Origin of the sequence: Herbidospora cretacea, from assembly GCF_001570605.1 — a bacterium.
Lineage (GTDB): Bacteria > Actinomycetota > Actinomycetes > Streptosporangiales > Streptosporangiaceae > Herbidospora > Herbidospora cretacea.
The window spans coordinates 56,042-72,657 of the sequence record NZ_BBXG01000007.1 but is presented as its reverse complement, the minus strand read 5'-3'; the positions used below and the strand labels follow the sequence as shown (position 1 = coordinate 72,657).

The 16,616-nt window shown below is 69.9% G+C and carries 17 protein-coding genes; 7 read left to right on the top strand and 10 right to left on the bottom strand.

All coding sequences use genetic code 11. The features are described from left to right. The first annotated feature begins 64 nt into the window (after positions 1-64). Positions 65-1,036, top strand: a complete 972-nt coding sequence (locus tag AW270_RS14825; protein WP_061294913.1) for an FkbM family methyltransferase — start codon at positions 65-67, stop codon at positions 1,034-1,036. Here AW270_RS14825 and rfbD read toward each other — a convergent pair. Genes rfbD through AW270_RS14805 form a run of 4 tightly spaced genes read right to left on the bottom strand, consistent with a single transcriptional unit; the run spans position 993 to position 5,283 of the window. Then, complete coding sequence (rfbD, locus tag AW270_RS14820) at positions 993-1,832, bottom strand: dTDP-4-dehydrorhamnose reductase (protein ID WP_061294912.1); 840 nt, start codon at positions 1,830-1,832, stop codon at positions 993-995. The genes AW270_RS14825 and rfbD overlap by 44 nt on opposite strands. Then, a complete protein-coding gene (gene rfbB / locus AW270_RS14815; protein WP_061294911.1) occupies positions 1,829-2,770 on the bottom strand; it encodes a dTDP-glucose 4,6-dehydratase in 942 nt (313 codons plus the stop codon). Before rfbB ends, rfbD begins: the two co-directional genes overlap by 4 nt. Beyond that, positions 2,767-3,834, bottom strand: coding sequence for a glucose-1-phosphate thymidylyltransferase (locus AW270_RS14810; protein WP_061294910.1), 1,068 nt, complete (start codon positions 3,832-3,834; stop codon positions 2,767-2,769). The genes rfbB and AW270_RS14810 overlap by 4 nt, the downstream gene beginning before the upstream one ends. 3 nt (positions 3,835-3,837) lie before the next feature. Continuing rightward, positions 3,838-5,283, bottom strand: coding sequence for a sugar transferase (locus AW270_RS14805; RefSeq protein ID WP_061294909.1), 1,446 nt, complete (start codon positions 5,281-5,283; stop codon positions 3,838-3,840). Positions 5,284-5,637: 354 nt separating this feature from the next. Here AW270_RS14805 and AW270_RS14800 point away from each other — a divergent pair, with 354 nt between their 5' ends. Continuing rightward, a complete protein-coding gene (locus AW270_RS14800) occupies positions 5,638-6,573 on the top strand; it encodes an LCP family protein (RefSeq protein WP_061294908.1) in 936 nt (311 codons plus the stop codon). On the opposite strand, the gene AW270_RS14795 is transcribed toward AW270_RS14800, so the two are convergent. Beyond that, complete coding sequence (locus AW270_RS14795; RefSeq protein WP_061294907.1) at positions 6,566-7,468, bottom strand: NmrA family NAD(P)-binding protein; 903 nt, start codon at positions 7,466-7,468, stop codon at positions 6,566-6,568. The genes AW270_RS14800 and AW270_RS14795 overlap by 8 nt on opposite strands. Before the next feature lie 51 nt (positions 7,469-7,519). Between AW270_RS14795 and AW270_RS14790 the strand changes: the two genes are divergently transcribed. Further along, complete coding sequence (locus AW270_RS14790; protein WP_061294906.1) at positions 7,520-7,720, top strand: hypothetical protein; 201 nt, start codon at positions 7,520-7,522, stop codon at positions 7,718-7,720. Here the strand turns inward: AW270_RS14790 and AW270_RS14785 are convergent. The 4 genes from AW270_RS14785 to AW270_RS14770 all read right to left on the bottom strand — a co-directional run bounded on the left by AW270_RS14785 (position 7,705) and on the right by AW270_RS14770 (position 10,795). Beyond that, entirely contained in the window at positions 7,705-8,769 is a 1,065-nt protein-coding gene (locus AW270_RS14785) for an aminoglycoside phosphotransferase/kinase family protein (RefSeq protein ID WP_061294905.1), read from the bottom strand. The two genes, AW270_RS14790 and AW270_RS14785, sit on opposite strands and share 16 nt — an antisense overlap. 71 nt (positions 8,770-8,840) lie before the next feature. Beyond that, the gene (locus AW270_RS14780; RefSeq protein ID WP_061294904.1) at positions 8,841-9,182 is read right to left on the bottom strand and encodes a hypothetical protein; all 342 of its coding nucleotides are present in this window, start codon (positions 9,180-9,182) and stop codon (positions 8,841-8,843) included. A gap of 45 nt (positions 9,183-9,227) precedes the next feature. Then, on the bottom strand, positions 9,228-9,836 hold the full coding sequence (locus AW270_RS14775) for a GntR family transcriptional regulator (protein WP_061294903.1): 609 nt from the start codon (positions 9,834-9,836) through the stop codon (positions 9,228-9,230). After that, on the bottom strand, positions 9,833-10,795 hold the full coding sequence (locus AW270_RS14770; protein WP_082801561.1) for a DMT family transporter: 963 nt from the start codon (positions 10,793-10,795) through the stop codon (positions 9,833-9,835). Before AW270_RS14770 ends, AW270_RS14775 begins: the two co-directional genes overlap by 4 nt. A 221-nt stretch (positions 10,796-11,016) precedes the next feature. On the opposite strand from AW270_RS14770, the gene AW270_RS14765 reads away from it, so the two are divergent. The 3 genes from AW270_RS14765 (at position 11,017) to AW270_RS14755 (ending at position 14,339) form a co-directional block, all read left to right on the top strand. Further along, entirely contained in the window at positions 11,017-11,391 is a 375-nt protein-coding gene (locus AW270_RS14765) for a barstar family protein (RefSeq protein ID WP_061294901.1), read from the top strand. Between the two features lie 660 nt (positions 11,392-12,051). Beyond that, positions 12,052-14,001, top strand: a complete 1,950-nt coding sequence (locus AW270_RS14760; protein ID WP_169807318.1) for a sensor histidine kinase — start codon at positions 12,052-12,054, stop codon at positions 13,999-14,001. After that, a complete protein-coding gene (locus tag AW270_RS14755) occupies positions 13,998-14,339 on the top strand; it encodes a DUF742 domain-containing protein (RefSeq protein WP_061294899.1) in 342 nt (113 codons plus the stop codon). The genes AW270_RS14760 and AW270_RS14755 overlap by 4 nt, the downstream gene beginning before the upstream one ends. Here the strand turns inward: AW270_RS14755 and AW270_RS14750 are convergent. Next, positions 14,314-14,679, bottom strand: a complete 366-nt coding sequence (locus tag AW270_RS14750) for a hypothetical protein (protein WP_061294898.1) — start codon at positions 14,677-14,679, stop codon at positions 14,314-14,316. The two genes, AW270_RS14755 and AW270_RS14750, sit on opposite strands and share 26 nt — an antisense overlap. A gap of 175 nt (positions 14,680-14,854) precedes the next feature. Between AW270_RS14750 and AW270_RS39530 the strand changes: the two genes are divergently transcribed. Continuing rightward, positions 14,855-16,616, top strand: a 1,762-nt coding sequence (locus tag AW270_RS39530) for a right-handed parallel beta-helix repeat-containing protein (protein ID WP_061294897.1), incomplete at its 3' end; no start/stop codon positions are given.

Here is a 16,616-nt window from a genome sequence, read left to right as displayed (position 1 = left end):
CATTTACGCCATGTGCACCTTTAGTCTGGGGCCGATCCATTTTGCCCCTAAACGAGAGAAGTCCATGGCCGAGAAGCTCTCGCCCGTCCTGCGGGCCCGCGTCAAAGCCCGGGAGTTGCTCTCCCGCGCGCTCATCGTGGTCCCGCCCGGAGTGACGATGAGGACCCGTTCGGGTTTCCACTCCTCCTCCGGGGTCTCGCGCACCCTGCTCGGCCACGCGGTGAAGGTGCTGCGGCACCGGCCGCTCGGTTTCACCCAGGACTTCGCGCTGCCCGACAACCCGCGCATCCGGCTGGCCGCCGTGGAGTCCCGGCTGGTGCGCATCCTGTTCTGGTACGGCGAACGCGGCTACGAGGGCATGGAGACGGCCTGCTGGCGCGACCTGTGCGCCAAGGCCACCGGCATCCTGGAGCTGGGCGCCAACATCGGCTACTACACCGTCCAGGGCGCCGACGCGGCCCGGGAGGTGCCCTACGTCGCGGTCGAGGCCAACCCGGAGGCGGCCGACATCGTGTCGCGCAACGCCGACCTCAACGGGCTCGCCAACGTGAAGGTGATCCAGGCCGCCGTGGTCCCCGACGACGCCCCGGCCACGCTGGAGCTGTCGCTGCCCGACCAGGAGAGCTACGTCGCCCCGACCGGGGCCTACCTGTCGGAGGGCGGCGAGGGCATCAGCGGCCGCCCGGCCAACCGCACGATCACCGTCCCGACGGTGCGCATGTCGGACCTGGTCGACGGGGTCGACCTGATCAAACTCGACATCGAGGGCTACGAGGCCAACGTGCTGCGCGCGGTCTGGCCGCAGCTGCTGGCCAACCGGCCGACGATCGTCGTGGAGGTGCTCCGGAACGTTCCCGCGCTCCGCCAGGTGCTCCGCGACCTGCGCGCGGAGAACTACGAGGTGCACGCCATCGGCGACGACGCGCTCCACGTCATCACCGACGCCGAACTCGCCTCCGAGGAGCCGCTGCCGCGCTACGGCTCCCGGGACGTCATCGTGGTTCCGGCCGAGAAAGCCCCGGAGAAAGCTCCATAGCCCAGGCGTCGTGGAGGGCCTCTCGCCAGTCGCGCATCGGCTTGAGGCCCGCCGACCCCCACGCACCGTGGGCCAGAACGCTGTTCTTCGGACGCGGCGCCGGGCGGGGGAACTCGGCCGAGGTGATCGGCCGGACCCGCTCCGGGTCGGCGCCCAGCAGGCGGAAGACCTCCCGCGCCAGGCCGTGCCAGGTGGTCGCGCCGGAGTTGGTGGCGTGGAAGACCCCCCGGGCGCCCGATCCGGCCAGGTCGACGATCCGGCGGGCCAGATCGCGGGTCCAGGTGGGCTGGCCGTGCTGGTCGGCGACGACGTTCACGACCTCGTGGGACTGTTCGAGGCGGGTCATCGTGGCGACGAAGTTGGGGCCGTGGGCGCCGTACAGCCAGGCGGTTCTGACGACCGTTCCGCCGTGGCTCAGGACGGCCCGCTCACCGGCGAGCTTGGTGCGGCCGTAGGCGTTGACGGGGGCGGTCGGCGCGTCCTCCGGCCAGGGGTCGGTGCCCTCGCCGGAGAAGACGTAGTCGGTCGAGAGGTGGATGAGTCTGCGGCCGGCCGCCTTCGCGAGAAGAACGGGCGCGTTGATCCTCAGCGCCTCTTCCTCATGTGTCTCCGCGTCGTCGACGGCCGTCCAGGCGGCGCAGTTCACCACCACGTCGGCCTCGCGCACGGCTTCGGTGACCTGGGCCTCGTCGGTGATGTCGAGCTCGGCCCGGGTGGGCGCCCAGACCTCGCCGAGGACGCTCGCCAGGTCCTTCGCCAGCATGCCCCCGCCGCCGGTGACGAGCCAGCGCGTCACGCCCAGCCCCGCAGCGGCTTCCACCACGACGGGTGGTCGCGGTACCAGGCGACCGTGTCGGCCAGGCCTTCGGCGAAGGTCCAGCGGGGAGCGTAACCGAGCGCTCTGAGCCGTGAGTCGTCGAGGCTGTAGCGGCGGTCGTGGCCCTTGCGGTCCTCGACGTACTCGACGCTGTCCCAGGTCGCGCCGCACGCGGTGAGCAGGTGGTCGGTCAGCTCGCGGTTGGACATCTCCGCCGTCCCGGCGATGTGGTAGACCTCGCCGGGCTCGCCGCGCTCGGCCACCAGGCGGATGCCCTGGCAGTGGTCGTCGACGTGGACCCAGTCGCGGACGTTGCCGCCGTCGCCGTAGAGCGGGACCTTCCGCCCTTCGAGCAGGTTCGTCACGAACAGCGGGACGACCTTCTCGGGGAACTGGTAGGGGCCGTAGTTGTTGCCGCAGCGGCTGATCGAGACGTTGAGCCCGTGGGTCACCGCGTAGGCGCGCGCGATCATGTCGCCGCCGGCCTTGGCCGCCGAGTAGGGCGAACGCGGGTTCACCGCCGCGCTCTCGTCCCAGGAGCCGGTCTCGATGGTGCCGTACACCTCGTCGGTGGAGACCTGCACGACGCGGGGCACCCCGGCGTCGAGGCAGGCCTGCATGAGGGTCTGGGTGCCGAGCACGTTGGTCCGGACGAAGTCGGCCGCGCCGTCGATCGACCGGTCGACGTGGCTCTCGGCGGCGAAGTTCACCACCAGGTCGTGGCCCGGCACGACCTGCGCCAGCAGGTCGGGGTCGCAGATGTCGCCGTGGACGAAGTCGTGGTCGACGCCGTCGAGGTTGGCGCGGTTGCCGGCATAAGTCAGCTTGTCTATGACAGTGATCTTCGCGTCGGGCAGGGTGCGCACGAAATGGGAGCCGATGAACCCGGCCCCCCCGGTGACCAGGACACGTGTCATGCGGAGATCTGCACCTTACTGTGGTCGCCGAGCACCAGCCGGTGGGCTCGGGGGGTGTTGGGGGCCGGGGTGACCTCGACGTCGTGGCCGATCAGCGACGCCTCGACCCGGCGCACGCCGGTGATGGACGAGCGGGCCAGCAGGATCGAATATTCGATCTCGCTGTCGGCGATGACGCAGCCGGCCGCCACCGAGGTGAACGGCCCGACGTAGGAGTCGCGCACGAGCGCGCCCGGCCCGACGACGACCGGGCCGACGATGCGCGACCTGGTCACGACCGCGCCCTCCTCGACGACCACCCGCCCGATGAGCTCGGAGGCGGCGTCGACCTCACCCCGTACCGCCGGGGTGAGGGACTCCAGGACGAGGCGGTTGACCTCCAGCATGTCGGCGACGTTGCCGGTGTCCTTCCAGTAGCCGGAGATGATCGTCGACTCGACGCGGCGGCCGTCGTCGATGAGCCACTGGATCGCGTCGGTGATCTCCAGTTCGCCGCGCGCCGACGGCTTGAGCTCGGCCACGGCCTCGTGCACGGCGGCGGTGAACAGGTAGACGCCGACCAGCGCGAGATCGCTCTTGGGCTGCCGCGGCTTCTCTTCGAGGGCCACCACCCGGCCCTGGTCGTCGAGCTCGGCCACGCCGAACTGGGTCGGGTCGGGGACCTGCGTGAGCATGATCTGCGCGGCCGGGCGGTCGTGTCCGAAGCGGGTGACCAGCGAGCGGATGCCGCCGACGATGAAGTTGTCGCCCAGGTACATGACGAAGTCGTCGTCGCCCAGGTAGTCGCGCGCGATCTTCACCGCGTGGGCCAGCCCGAGCGGCGCGTCCTGCCGCAGGTAGGTGACGTTGACGCCGAGCCGGGAGCCGTCGCCGACGGCCGCCTCGATCTCGGCGTGGGTGTCGCCGACGACGATCCCGACGTCACGGATGCCCGCGTCGGCGATGGCCTCCAGGCCGTAGAAGAGCACCGGCTTGTTGGCCACCGGTACGAGCTGCTTGGCGGAGGTGTGCGTGATGGGCCGCAGGCGGGTGCCCGAGCCCCCCGCCAGAACCAGGGCCTTCATGTGTCAGTACGCTCCCCGTCCGCCGACCACGGCCGACCACGTCTTCCAGAGAATGAGCACGTCCAGGGTGAGCGACCAGTTCTCGACGTAACGCAGGTCGAGCCGGACCGACTCCTCCCACGTCAGGTCGGACCGTCCGCTGACCTGCCACAGGCCCGTCATGCCGGGCTTGACCAGCAGCCGCCGCCGTACGTCGGTGCCGTACTGCTCGACCTCTTCCGGCAGCGGCGGGCGCGGTCCCACGAGGGACATCTCGCCCTTGACCACGTTGATGAGCTGGGTCAGCTCGTCGAGGGAGTAGCGCCGGAGCCACGAACCGAGCGGGGTGACCCTTGGATCGTTCCGTAACTTGAACAGGACGCCGTTGCCGTCGTCGTCGAAAGCCCTCAGGGTGATCTTCCGGCGTTCGGCGTCGGCGGTCATCGTGCGGAACTTGTAGACGGTGAACTCCTCGCCGTGCTTGCCGACGCGGGCCTGCCGGAACAGCGCCGGCCCGGGGCTGCTGATCCGGATCGCCGTCGCGATGGCCAGCATGAACGGCAGCAGCACGACCAGCGCCAGCGTCGCCATCACCCGGTCGAACACGCCCTTCACGACTTGGCGGATGCCCTTGATGTCGGGGTGTTCGACGTGGAGCAGCGCGAGCCCGGCGACCGGCCGGATGTTGATGCGCGGCCCGGCCACCTCCATGAGCGCGGTCGCGACGAGCAGTTCGGTGCCCCGGTCCTCCAGCTGCCAGGCCAGCCGCCGCAGCGCGTGGCCGTCGAGTTCGGGACAGGCGAGCACGGCCACGCTGTCGGCCTGCGCCGCCGCGACCACCTCAGGGACGTTCCCGAAGTCGCCCAGCACCGGGAAGCCGTCGACCTGCGCGGGCAGCCGCCCCGCCTGGTCGGGCGGCACGCACGCCGCCACGAGCCGCATGCCGTGGTGGCGTTCGCGGGAGAACTGGGCGTGCAGGTCGAGCACCGACGTCCAGTGGCCGACCGCGACCACCCGCCGGAGGCACTCCCCGTTCCGCCTGCGGTGGTGGAGCCGTTTCCGCAGGCCGTAGCGCACGCCCAAGGAGAGCAGAGCGCAGATGGGGATGCCCGCCATGACGTAGGAGCGGGCGATCGACGTCTGGGTGGAGTAGGCCGAGATGGCGACGACCGACGCCAGAATGCCCGCCGAGTGGATGACCTTGCGATATTCGTCGGCGCCGTCGCCGATGTTGCGCCGGTCGTAGCCACCGACGAGCGCCAGGGTCAGCGGCCACGCCGTGGTGATCGCCAGGCCCAGGGCGATCTCCACGGGATGGGCCAGCCCGAGCGCGAACCGTACGAGAAGGACCCCCTGAATCGCCACGGCCCCGCTGAAGGAGTCCATGCCGACAGCGGCGCGTATGTAGCGCCGTGACCAGCCGGGATCGTTGATCCCGGAGCGAACCACCTCTTCGACAGCAACATCCATGTCGCAGATGCGCCTTTCCCCATCCTTTTGTGTACCTGACGGACGCCCCACGTGTACCGCTGGTTTACCGAACTCACTAACTGATCTTGTTGACCATGAGGGCGTGGGAACGGTGGAACGATCGTAAGATCGCCGCAACATAGAGGGAAAGTTCATCGGAACGTCCACATATGGCCACTTATACTTCAGGCGCAGCTCTGGACAGTTGTGACCGTACACGTATCGACCAGTATGTTTTCGGCAAACCCGCAGCTCCGCACCCCCCGGACAGGCCACGTGACCCAAACCACAGACGAGCCGGCACCGAAAAAGCGTTCTACACGGAAACGTAACATTCTCATCATTTCCTTACTGGTGCTGTCAGTACCGGCCGCCGCCCTGTTCACCATCGCCATGGAGCGGCAGTACACCTACGACCGCAACATCACCCGGATCGACGACGTCTTCCCGGCCGAGCCGGAGCGCCCTGCGAAGCCCGTGGGCGAGGCCCTGAACTGGCTTCTCATCGGATCCGACGCCCGTCCGGGCGAGAAGGGCGCGCACCGCGCCGACTCGATCATGCTGGTGCACCTGCCCGCCGACCGGCAGAAGGTCTACTTCGTCGGGATTCCGCGCGACTCCTATGTCCCGATCCCGAACCGCGGTCCTGACAAGATCAATGCCGCGTACGCGTACGGCGGCCCCAAGCTGCTCATCTCGACGGTGGAGAAACTCACCGGAGTGCGAATTGATCATTTCGCCTCACTCGATTTCACCGGCTTCGTGGCGATGAGCAAGGCGATCGGCGGCGTGGAGGTGGAGGTCTCGAAGGAGACCTACGACTCGGCGAACAAGATCACCTGGCCGCAGGGGACCGTCCACCTGGAGGGCGAGAAGGCGCTGCTGTTCGTCCGCCAGCGCTACGGCCTGCCGGGCGGCGACTTCGACCGGATCAAACGGCAGCAGGCGTTCCTGCGGGCGGTCGCCGACAAGCTGATCAACGGCGGCGTGGTGACCGACCCCTTCGCCCTCAACGACTTCCTCGGCGCGCTGACCAAGTCGATCAGCGTCGACTCGGGCGTCTCGATCGGCACGCTGCGGGACCTGGCGATCGAGCTGCGCGACATCCGGGGCCACAGCCTGGTGGCCTCGACCGTGCCGCTGGCCGGGACCGACACCGTCAAGGGCGCGAGCATCGTCCGCCTCGACGACAAGGCGGCCAAGGTCATGTACGCGGCCATCCGCGACGACAAGCTCGATCAGTACTTCGACGACCACGGCGGCACGTCGAACACCAAGCAGGTCAACTGAGATAGACGTCGCGATGCGCCGCCACGAACACGGCGACGGTCTGGGCCGGCGTGCCGGTCACCCGGAAGACGTCGTCGGTGGCCCGGTCGTAGCGGTTCTCGTGGTGCAGCCTGGCCATGGTCGCGATGTGCTGCCGGGTGTGCGCCGGCAGACCCGTCTTGGGCAGGACGTCGTCGATCCAGGCGTCCAGCGAGACGTCCCGGTAGGCGACCGGCCGGCCGAGCGCCTGCGCGAACTCCTCGGCCATGCCGTTCATGTCGAGCGTGCGCGGGCCGGTGAGCTGGTAGACCTCGCCGAGATGCGGGGTGGGGTCGCGGAGGATCACCGCGACCACCCGGGCGACGTCGTCGGTGGCGATCGGGGACGTTCGCCCGGCGCCGAAGGGCAGCGCGATCGTCCCGTCTTCCCGGATCGACCGGGCGGCCAGCGTGGTGAACAGCGGGTTGTCGAGGAAGACGGTCGGCCTGACGTGGGTCACCGGCAGCCCCGACCAGTCGAAGACCCGCTCGGCCAGGTAGTGGAGGCGCTGCTGGTGGGACTCGGCCGTGCTGGTGGCGGTCATCTGGGACACCGTCATCTGCGACAGGTCGACCAGCCCGTCGAGCTCGCCCATGTCCTTGGCCACCGAGGCCACCACGGCGGCGGCGAGCAGGTGGTCGGGCGAGACGCTCAGCCCGAAGTACATGCGCGAGACGCCCCTGAGCGCCTCGGCGACGGTCTCCGGCTCGGTCAGATCACCGATGACGACCTCGGTCCCCTGCGCCCGGAGCTCCTCGGCCCGCGCGTCGTCATGGCGGACCATGGCCCTGACCGGCACGTCCATCCCCCGCAACCGCTCCAGGACCTTCCGCCCGAGCCCCCGCGCCCCCGGCACGAGCACCAGCTTCCCGGCCACCGCACACCTCCGTCGTCACTCTGAGTGATCATACGAAAGCGAGCTTCCGACATGACGAACGCACTGTGCCCCAGATGCGGAGAGGGCCCCCTGGTCCCGATCGCCTACGGCTATCCCCACTTCACCGAGGAACTCAAGCAGGCCCTGGCCGAGCGCCGCCTCGTCCTCGGCGGCTGCGCGGTCCAGGACGAGAAATGGGCCTGCCCCGCCTGCGACACCCGCTACCGCGAGATCCCTCAGGGGGCGGCGTAGACGCCGCCTTCCGACAGGACGTGGATGATGGCGGGGTAGATGGCCGGGTTCCAGGCCGAGCCGTCCAGGCGCTCCCGGTACGCGCGGAGCGCCGTCTCCAGGAGGAAGAGCCAGGCCACCAGGGGGCGGGCCTCCCGGGGGACGCCGAGTTCGCCCAGCAGGCGGACGGCCGCGTCGCCGGCCGCCGACGACGCCTCGTGGAGGGGCAGCCCGCGGGTGACCAGGGCGTCGTGGAAGTGCCAGTGGAGGATGTCGAAGCCCAACGGCACGTCGGGGGCGCTGAGGCCCCAGCCGTCCAGGCGGGGGCGGCCCCTCGACCACAGGACGTTCTCCGGGACCAGGTCGCCGTGCCAGCGGCCGAAGGTGAGCGGGACGTCGCCGTAGCAGCGCTCCAGGCGGTCGGCCAGGCGGTCGGTGACGGCGGCCAGGCGGGGGGCCTCGCGGAGGGCGGCGATCTCGGCGCGGAGGCGCTTCCAGTAGGCCGCCTCGTAGAGGACCACGCGGCTGCGGGGGCTGCTGAAGGCGATGTCCCTGATGATCTGGGGTGAGGGGGCCGGGTCGCCCTGGCGGTGGGGGCGGCCGGTCCAGCTCGTCACGGTCACCGGGTGGCCCTGCCACTCCGCCTCGGCGAGCAGGCTCGGGACCAGCCGGTTGCCGAGCAGGGCCGCGACGGTCACCGCCTCGTTGACCGCCAGGACGCTCGTCGAGGTGTTCCAGCCGACCGTGGCGCGGGCCACCGCGCGGCCCCGGGAGTAGAGCCAGACGTACGGGCGGTCTGGGCGCAGCCCGAAGGCGGCGCGCAGCGGGCCGCGCCCGAGCAGGCCGCTCAGCCACGAGACGAGCAGGGCCTGGCCGGGGTCGGCGCCCTCGCGGACGCTGACGACCAGCGGGTACAGGGCGAAGACGCCCTGGGGGCGCAGGCGGTCGCCGGTGAACGAGTAGCGCTCGGCCTCGCGGTAGCCCGGGGGGATCTCCCCTGTGGTCACGCGGACGGCGTCGCCGGACGGTTCCCAGACTCGCGCGATCAGGCTGCGCAGATCGACGTTCATGATCTGAATCCAAACCCAGGTGACAACAGACGCTCTTTGTCACTCTATGTCGGAATCAGACGTGATCTTGGCTAGTCGTATTCCAAATCCGGGATCGGATGAGGCGGATCGGGGCTGCGCCACACGACGACGTAGCCGTCGTCGGCGTTCTCGACGGCCCACGAGAGGCGTTCGAGATCGAAGTCGGGGAGGTAGCGGAGGCGGGCCAGGAAGGTCGCGTCGGTGGCCGAGCGGGGCACCACGCAGTTGTCGCCCGCACGGTCCTCCAGGACGATGAGCACGTCGGACTCGGTGACGCCACCGACTCTTACCTCGACGACGTCCTCCCATGCCAGCGCCTCGACGGAACCGTCGGCGTAGTGGCGGGTGACGCCTTCCTCGGTGACGTACACGTAGGTATCCGGCACGTGCATGGGCGCGATTGTGTCGGGCTTTCAGGGGCGCGGCAAGGCCGTGGGTCAGATGCGCCAGACGAGGTGCTCGCGGGCCGCCTCCGCCGCCTCCCGCGATGTTCCGGCCTCCAGCCGTTCGAGCAAGTCGCGGTGTTCGGTCACCATCTCGTCCCGCTGCGGGTACGCCTCCCGCAGGCGCACCACCCCGAGCCGGGTCTCGGCCGAGAGGGACAGGTAGAGGCGGAGCAGCCGGGGGCTGCCGGCGGCGCGGGCGAGGGCCTCGTGGAGGGCCATGTGCTGGGCCACGATCCCGGCCCAGGGGGCGTCGTCGGGGAGCGCGGCCATGGCGTCGAGGGCCCGGCGCGCCTCCTCCACCCGCCGTCCCGCCACCGCCGCGCCGACCAGGTCCTCCAGCGGGCGGCGTACGTAAAGCAGGTCGTCGAGGTCGGCCGAGGTGAAATCGGGGACGTAGGCGGACTTGTTCCGCTCGCGCCGCAGGATGCCCTCGTGGACGAGCGCGGCGATGGCCTCGCGGACGGTCGGGCGGGCCACGCCGTAGGTCGCCGAGATCTCCTGCTCGGGGAACTGGGTCCCGGCGGGGACGTCACCCGACAGGATGCGGGTGCGCAGGGCGTCCGCGAGGGCTTCCACGGTGGAGACGGGGCGCAGCTTCACGCCGGAGAGCCTACTTTTTCCGGCCGGGCCACCACGATCAGACTGAGCGCCAGCAGCCCCAGACCGGCCCACGACGCCGGGCTCAGCGTCTCACCCAACACCGCTACGCCCAGGACGGCGGCGACCGCCGGTTCGGCCAGGGCCAGGGTGCTGGCGGTGGCGACGGGGGTGCCGCGCAGGCCCCGGCCGTAGAGGAGATAGGACAGGGCCGTCGTGGCCAGGCCCAGGTAGAGGATGGTCACCAGGCCGGCCGGGTCGGTGATCCAGGAGAGGTCGCCGGTCAGGAGGACGGGCAGCATGATCAGGGCCGAGACGCCGAACATGACGGCCATCACGCTGTCGCTGGGGTTGCCCGCGACGATGGCGCGGGCGGCGATGACGGCGTACGAGGCGTAGATGAAACCGCCGACCAGCGCCAGGCCGACGCCGAGCGGGTCGACGGTGCCGCCGCCGGGCCGCAGCAGGACCGCGCAGCCGAGGATCGCCGCGGCGGTCCCCCACATCCACTGGCGGGAGGGCGCCCGCCGGTCGAGGGCCCACGACAGCAGGCCGGTGAAAACGGGCCCGCTGCCGATGAGGATGACGGTGCCGATCGCGACACCGGTCATGCCCACCGCGACGAAGAAACAGAGCTGGTAGAGGGCCACGCACAGCCCGCCCAGCAGCAGCACCGGGCTGGGCCGAAACCACGCCCCCGGCCTGAGCAGCACGAATCCGGCCAGAGCCGTGCCGCCGATGACCAGCCGGGCGGCGGCCAGCGCGACCGCCCCCGCCGCCGCGAAGGTCCCCGCGGTCCCCGCGGTCCCCCACAGAACGGCGGCCAGCACGACGAGAAGCGCCGGCTGCGAACGGACCAACCCCGGCCGCGGCCCGCCCCCCGAACCCGCCTGCGGCGTGCGCCCGGAAGCGACCTGCGGCGGCTGGGGCTCGCTGGGGGAACCTGTCTCTGCGATGCGCATGCGTCAGATTGTCTGACAACCAGACACTCGCTGGCAAGTCATTTACTCGCAACTGACCTTTATGACCACGAGTAAGAATCTGACGAGATTCATTGACTAAGCAGGCCAGAGCTGATGACAATGCACCGAAAGATCGGTCCATAAGCCAATTTGAATAGATGTTTTTACCCGGAAGATTCCGTGGCACGTGGGAAGAGCCGTCCTGAGGGAAGACCGCAACCATGCCGAGTAGGTTTGTACGAGCTCCCCGTACCGTCGGGGTCGCCACCGCCATAGCCGAGGCCAAGGAGCGCGGGGCCACCCCCCACCTCCTCGACGGCGCCGAGATGACCACCTCCGCGGCGGCCTTCGAGGCCATCTCCCGCGCGCTGGAGTTTCCCGAAGGTTTCGGACACCATCTCGACGCGCTCTACGACCACCTGACCGACCTGTCATGGCTGTCGCCGGGCGAGCACGTCCTCATCTGGTCGAAGCCGTCGGTCCTGCGGAAGATCGACGCGACCGCTTACGACGGCCTCGGCTCCGCGCTGTCGGACGCCGCCACCGACGGCACCAAGGGCGACGCCACCCTGACCGTGATCATGCTCGACAACTGATCCACCCCGGGCTCCGCCCGGCCCGCCGACGCCGGCGAAAACCGGCGACGGCCGGACACCGGTCTGCCTGCGGGCGTCGCCGCCCGGCGAGGGCCGCGCGCCGACGCGCCACGCGTCTCCGCGCGTTCGCCAGACGGCCATCCGGGGGTCACCGCTGACCACATGCGTCAACCCCAGAGTCCGAAACAGCGCTTTCGGATGGTGTGCTACCTCACATCCGCGATCGGCGCGCTACGCAGCGGAGTGTGACCATGCCGGACGCCGACTTAGATAGATTAGTTATCAAAGCAGGTAGCCATCGGACCCGAACGCGACTCTGTGTCATCGGCAGGCGGAACCTTATTCCGCCGCCCCACCCAACAAAGTCGCGAATCGGTGTCAAACCCGAATAGCCCCCATTTCGTTGCGAACGCCACCTAGTTCCACAGCTCACGCGTTGCTATTGTTTCGCCACTATTAACGCATGTGTTCGCCCTCTGTTGAGGTCTCATGGCTGGCCGCAAACGCTCCATCCGGTTCAAGATCTTCGCGGTCTTGCTCGCTCCCGTGACCGCTCTGACGGTCATCTGGGCATTGACCGCAGCAATCACCCTCACTTCCGGTAGGGAATACCTCCGGGTCGGGACGGTCTACGAGCACATCGTTCTGCCCTCCCGGTCGGTGCTGACCGAGTTACAGCACGAACGCCTCATGTCGGTCACCTTCCTCGGCGGGACCTCCGCCTTCCACGCCGACCTCGACACCCAGCAGAAGCGCACCGACGAGGTCGCGGCCGGCCTGGCCGGGCACGCCGTCTCCGGGCGCGACGCGGCTCCGCCCGCCCTCTGGGACCGCGTGCAGGAACTGCTCCGGCAGCTCGACCGGCTCGACACGCTGCGCACCCAGGTGGAGAGCCGCCAGATCGGGCGGCTCGACGCGCTCACGCAGTACAGCGAGATCGCCGAGGTCGCCTGGCAGGTGTACGACCGCATGATGATCGCCCCCGACCTCGACCTGATCGACCAGACGAAGGCGGTCGTGCTGATCGGGCGGGCCCGCGAGATCGTCAGCCAGCAGTCGGCGCTGCTCGCCGGGACCCTGGGCACCGGCCGGATGAGCCAGCGCGAGCAGGAGACCTTCGTCGAGATGGCCTCCAAGCGCTCCCTGCTCTACAGCCTCGGCTTCAGTGGCCTCGAAGGGGCCATGCGCGACCCCTACGTGAAGCTGAACGGGACACCGGCCTACCTCGACTTCGTGAAGCTCGAAGGGGCGGTCCGCGACAAGGTCAGGCCCGAGGCGCAGCTGCCGCCGGAGGCGGGCCGCTGGCAGGCCACCACCGAGACGCTGTCGATCACCCTCGACAAACTGGGCGGCCAGGCCACCACCGAGATCGGCAACCGGATGCGGCCGGCCGTCATGACCGTGCTGATCCGCCTCGGCGTGCTCGCCGTCGTCGGGCTGCTCGCCGTCGTGGTCACACTGCTGGTCTCGGTCCGGTTCGGCCGCCGGATCTCCGCCGAGCTGGGCGCCCTGCAGAAGGCCGCCGTCGACCTGTCGGACCGGCGGCTGCCCGACATCGTGCGGCGGCTCAGCCGGGGAGACGACGTCGACGTCGTCAGCGAGACCCCGCCCGTCGAGGTGCCCGGCAACACCGCCGAGGTCGCCACGGTGACCAACGCGTTCACCTCGGTGCAGTCGACCGCCGTCCAAGCGGCGGTCGGCCAGGCGAAGCTCCGGCAGGGCGTCAACAAGGTGTTCCTCAACCTGGCCCGCAGAAACCAATCGCTGTTGCACCGGCAGCTCGGCATCCTCGACGGCCTGGAGCGGCAGGTCGAGGACCCGAACCTGCTGGAGCAGCTGTTCGGCCTCGACCACCTGACCACCCGCATGCGCCGCCACGCCGAGGGCCTGATCATCCTGTCGGGCGCGGCCCCGGGCCGGGGCTGGCGGGAACCGGTCGCCCTGTTCGACGTCGTCCGCGCCTCCGTCGAGGAGGTCGAGGACTACCTGCGCGTCGACGTCAACGTGCCGCACCACGCCAAGCTGGTCGGCCCGGCCGTCACCGACGCCATCCACCTGATCGCCGAGCTCGTCGAGAACGCCACGATCTTCTCGCCGCCGCACACCCGGGTCGCCGTCCACGGCGACCTGGCGGCGCGCGGGTTCGTCCTGGAGATCGAGGACCGCGGGCTGGGCCTGAGTTCCGAGGAGATGACCGCCATCAACGCGCGGCTGGCCGACCCGCCCGAGTTCGACCTGGCCGACAGCGACCGGCTCGGCCTGTTCGTCGTCGGGCAGCTCGCCAAGCGGCACGACATCACGGTCAACCTGCGGCCCTCGCCGTACGGCGGCACGACGGCCATCGTGCTGATCCCGGCCGAACTGGTGGTCGTGCCCGACGCGGCCGAGATCGCGGCGGCCGAGCTGCCGCTGCCCCGGCCGTCCGCGCCGGTGCTGGCCCCCGTCTCCGGCAAGCACGGCGCGCCCTCGGGCAGCGAGGCCGGGGTCAACCTGCCCCGGCGGGTCAAGCAGACCAACATGGCCCCCCAGCTGCGCGAGGAGCCGGCCAAGCCCGACCTGTTCTCCTCGTTCCAGGCCGGCTGGCGTCGAGCGGAGGACGAAGACCGGTGAGCGAAGAACCACCTCTGCTCCGCCCGTACACGCTCACCCGGGGACGGACCCGGCCCACCGGGCCGGAGTTCGAGCTGATGACGATCATCCGGGCGGTCCCGGGGGCGTCGCTGGCCGGGCTCACGCCCGAGGAGCTGCGGATCGTCCGGGCCGGCACGACGCCGTCGTCGGTCGCCGACGTCGCCTCCGACGTGGGCCTGTCGCTGAACGTCGTCCGCATCCTGCTGAGCGGTCTGCGCGACCGCAACATCATCACCGCCCGGCCGCAGGCCACCGTGGCCCAGCTGCCCGAGGAGCGGATCCTGCGCGAGGTCATCCAGGGTTTGCGAGCCCTGTGACGGCCTCGTCGAGGTGCCGGCGCGCCGGTTCGAGCACCTGCTCGGTGTAGAGACCGATCAGGTGCTCCGGCGCTTCGGGTAAGTGAAGTAACTCCTCGCCGTCAAGGTCGACCGTCCCCTCGACGTGCCAGGCCTGGCCGCGCGGGACGAGCCGCACCTCACAGACCAGTTCCCGGCCGTCGGGGAGCATGAAGGAGACGCCGAGGCGGACCCGGCCGACCAGATCGGTGATGGGCGACCAGCGGCGGATGTCGGGGTGGAAGTCGAGGTAAAGGTCACGACCGGCCTCGGAAAAAGCGCTGGCTGAGGCCATCACGGCCCGGAGAAGATCGTCGCGCACGGCTCGGTTATTCCTCGTTAATACAGGCATTAGCTGTGACCTGAGGGGCTCAGGCCGTTTTTGTAACTTCTGTGTACACGATCACGGTCCTCTCGGTATGAAAGGCCCTATGCCTCTTCGTTATAGAAGATTCGTCGTCTGTTCGCTTGCCGTAGGCAGCGCGATCGGAATCGACATGGCCACCCAGGCGATCGCGGCCCCGCCCGCGGCCAACGCGGTGCACGTGTCGGCCACCCTCGGGAACGACGCCAACCCCGGAACGGAGAGCGCGCCGCTGCGCACCGTCGGCGCCGCGCTCAAGCGGGCCAAGGGCGGGGTGATGACGACGATCGTCGTACGCGGTGGCGAATACCGGGAATCCCTGGGCAGCATCGCCAAGCCGGTGACGATCCAGTCGGCCCCCGGGGAACAGGCCTGGTTCAAGGGCAGCACCGAGATCGCACCCGGCAGGTTCACCCGCGACGGCGCCGCCTGGCGGCTCGACGGCTGGAACCCCGACATCTGCCGCAGCGCATGTGTCTACCCGCCCGACATCACCACGGGCAACGTCATCGGCGGCGACCCCGAGATGGCCTTCTACGGCGGCAAGCCCCTCCAGCAGGTGGCCTCGCGGGCGGCCGTCGTCCCGGGCACCTTCTTCTGGGACGGCCGCGGGACGATCTACCTCGGCAGCGACCCCGCCAAGGCCCGGGTGGAGCTGGCCTCCGTCAACTACGCCGTCCACTTCCTGCCCGGCGCGGAGAACTCCGTGCTCCGGGGCCTCGGCTTCACCCACTACGCCACCAGCCAGGACTACCGCAAGAAGCCGGCCGCGATCATCTCGCAGGCCAAGGGCGTGGTCCTGGAGGACAACGCGGTCACCCTCAACGCCGCCGCCGGGGTGTCGGTGCTGGCGAGCGACATGCGGCTGGCCGGGAACACGATCACCGCCAACGGCTTCACCGGCGTCAGCTCCCACAAGGCCGGCAACCTGACCATGTACGGGAACGTCGTCTCGGGCAACAACACCGAGAAGATCGGCCTGGTGGCGGTCTCCAGCCTCGCCGGGGCCGGGATGAAGGCGACGTTCCTCGTCAACGCCAACATCCGCGACAACGTGTTCGACGGCAACCAGGGCGCCGGGTTCTGGTGCGATCTGTCGTGCGAGAACGTGAAGCTGGTCCGGAACGTGGCCCGGGGCAACGCCAAGCACGGCATGTACTACGAGGTGTCCTCGCGCGCGCTGATCGCCTCCAACCTGCTCGCCGGGAACGGGCAGTTCGGCCTCAAGATCAGCGGGTCCAACAAGGTCCGCGTCTACAACAACACCCTGGCCGACAACGCCTCGCCGATCCAGGTCGCCGAGGACCCCCGTCCGCACCTGGACCGCTGCAACGCCGACAACTGTCCCGCTCCCGACGCGCTGGCGCGCGGGGTGACCTGGGACACCGCCGAGGTGACCCTGATCAACAACATCTTCTCCGGCCGGTCGGGCGGCGGCGCCCTCGTGGACACCGTCGACGCCAACAGCGCGTCGTCGGGCAAGCGGGTCGGCGCGGCGAAGATGATCCCCGCCGGGCAGATGGACAACAACGGCTACTACCGCCCGACGACGGCCTCCCAGGTGGCGAAGTGGGCGGTCCCAGCCGGGAACGACCAGGCCTTCACCAGCCTGACCCAGCTCAGGTCGACCGGCCGCGAGAGCAACGCGCACTACCAGGAGGGCGCGGAGGCCTACTTCAGCGGGACCGACTACCGGCTGAAGCCGGGCTCGTCCGCCGCCTCGGCAGGCGCGCCGCTGCCCGCCGACGTGGCCGAGGCGATCGGCGTGGACGCGGGCAGGAAGGTCGCGCTGGGCGCGCTGCGCGGCCCGTCCGTGGAGACGACCCCGCCGCCGCCCACCCCGACCACGAACCCGACCCCGACCGTCACCCCCACGCCGACCCCCACGCCGACCC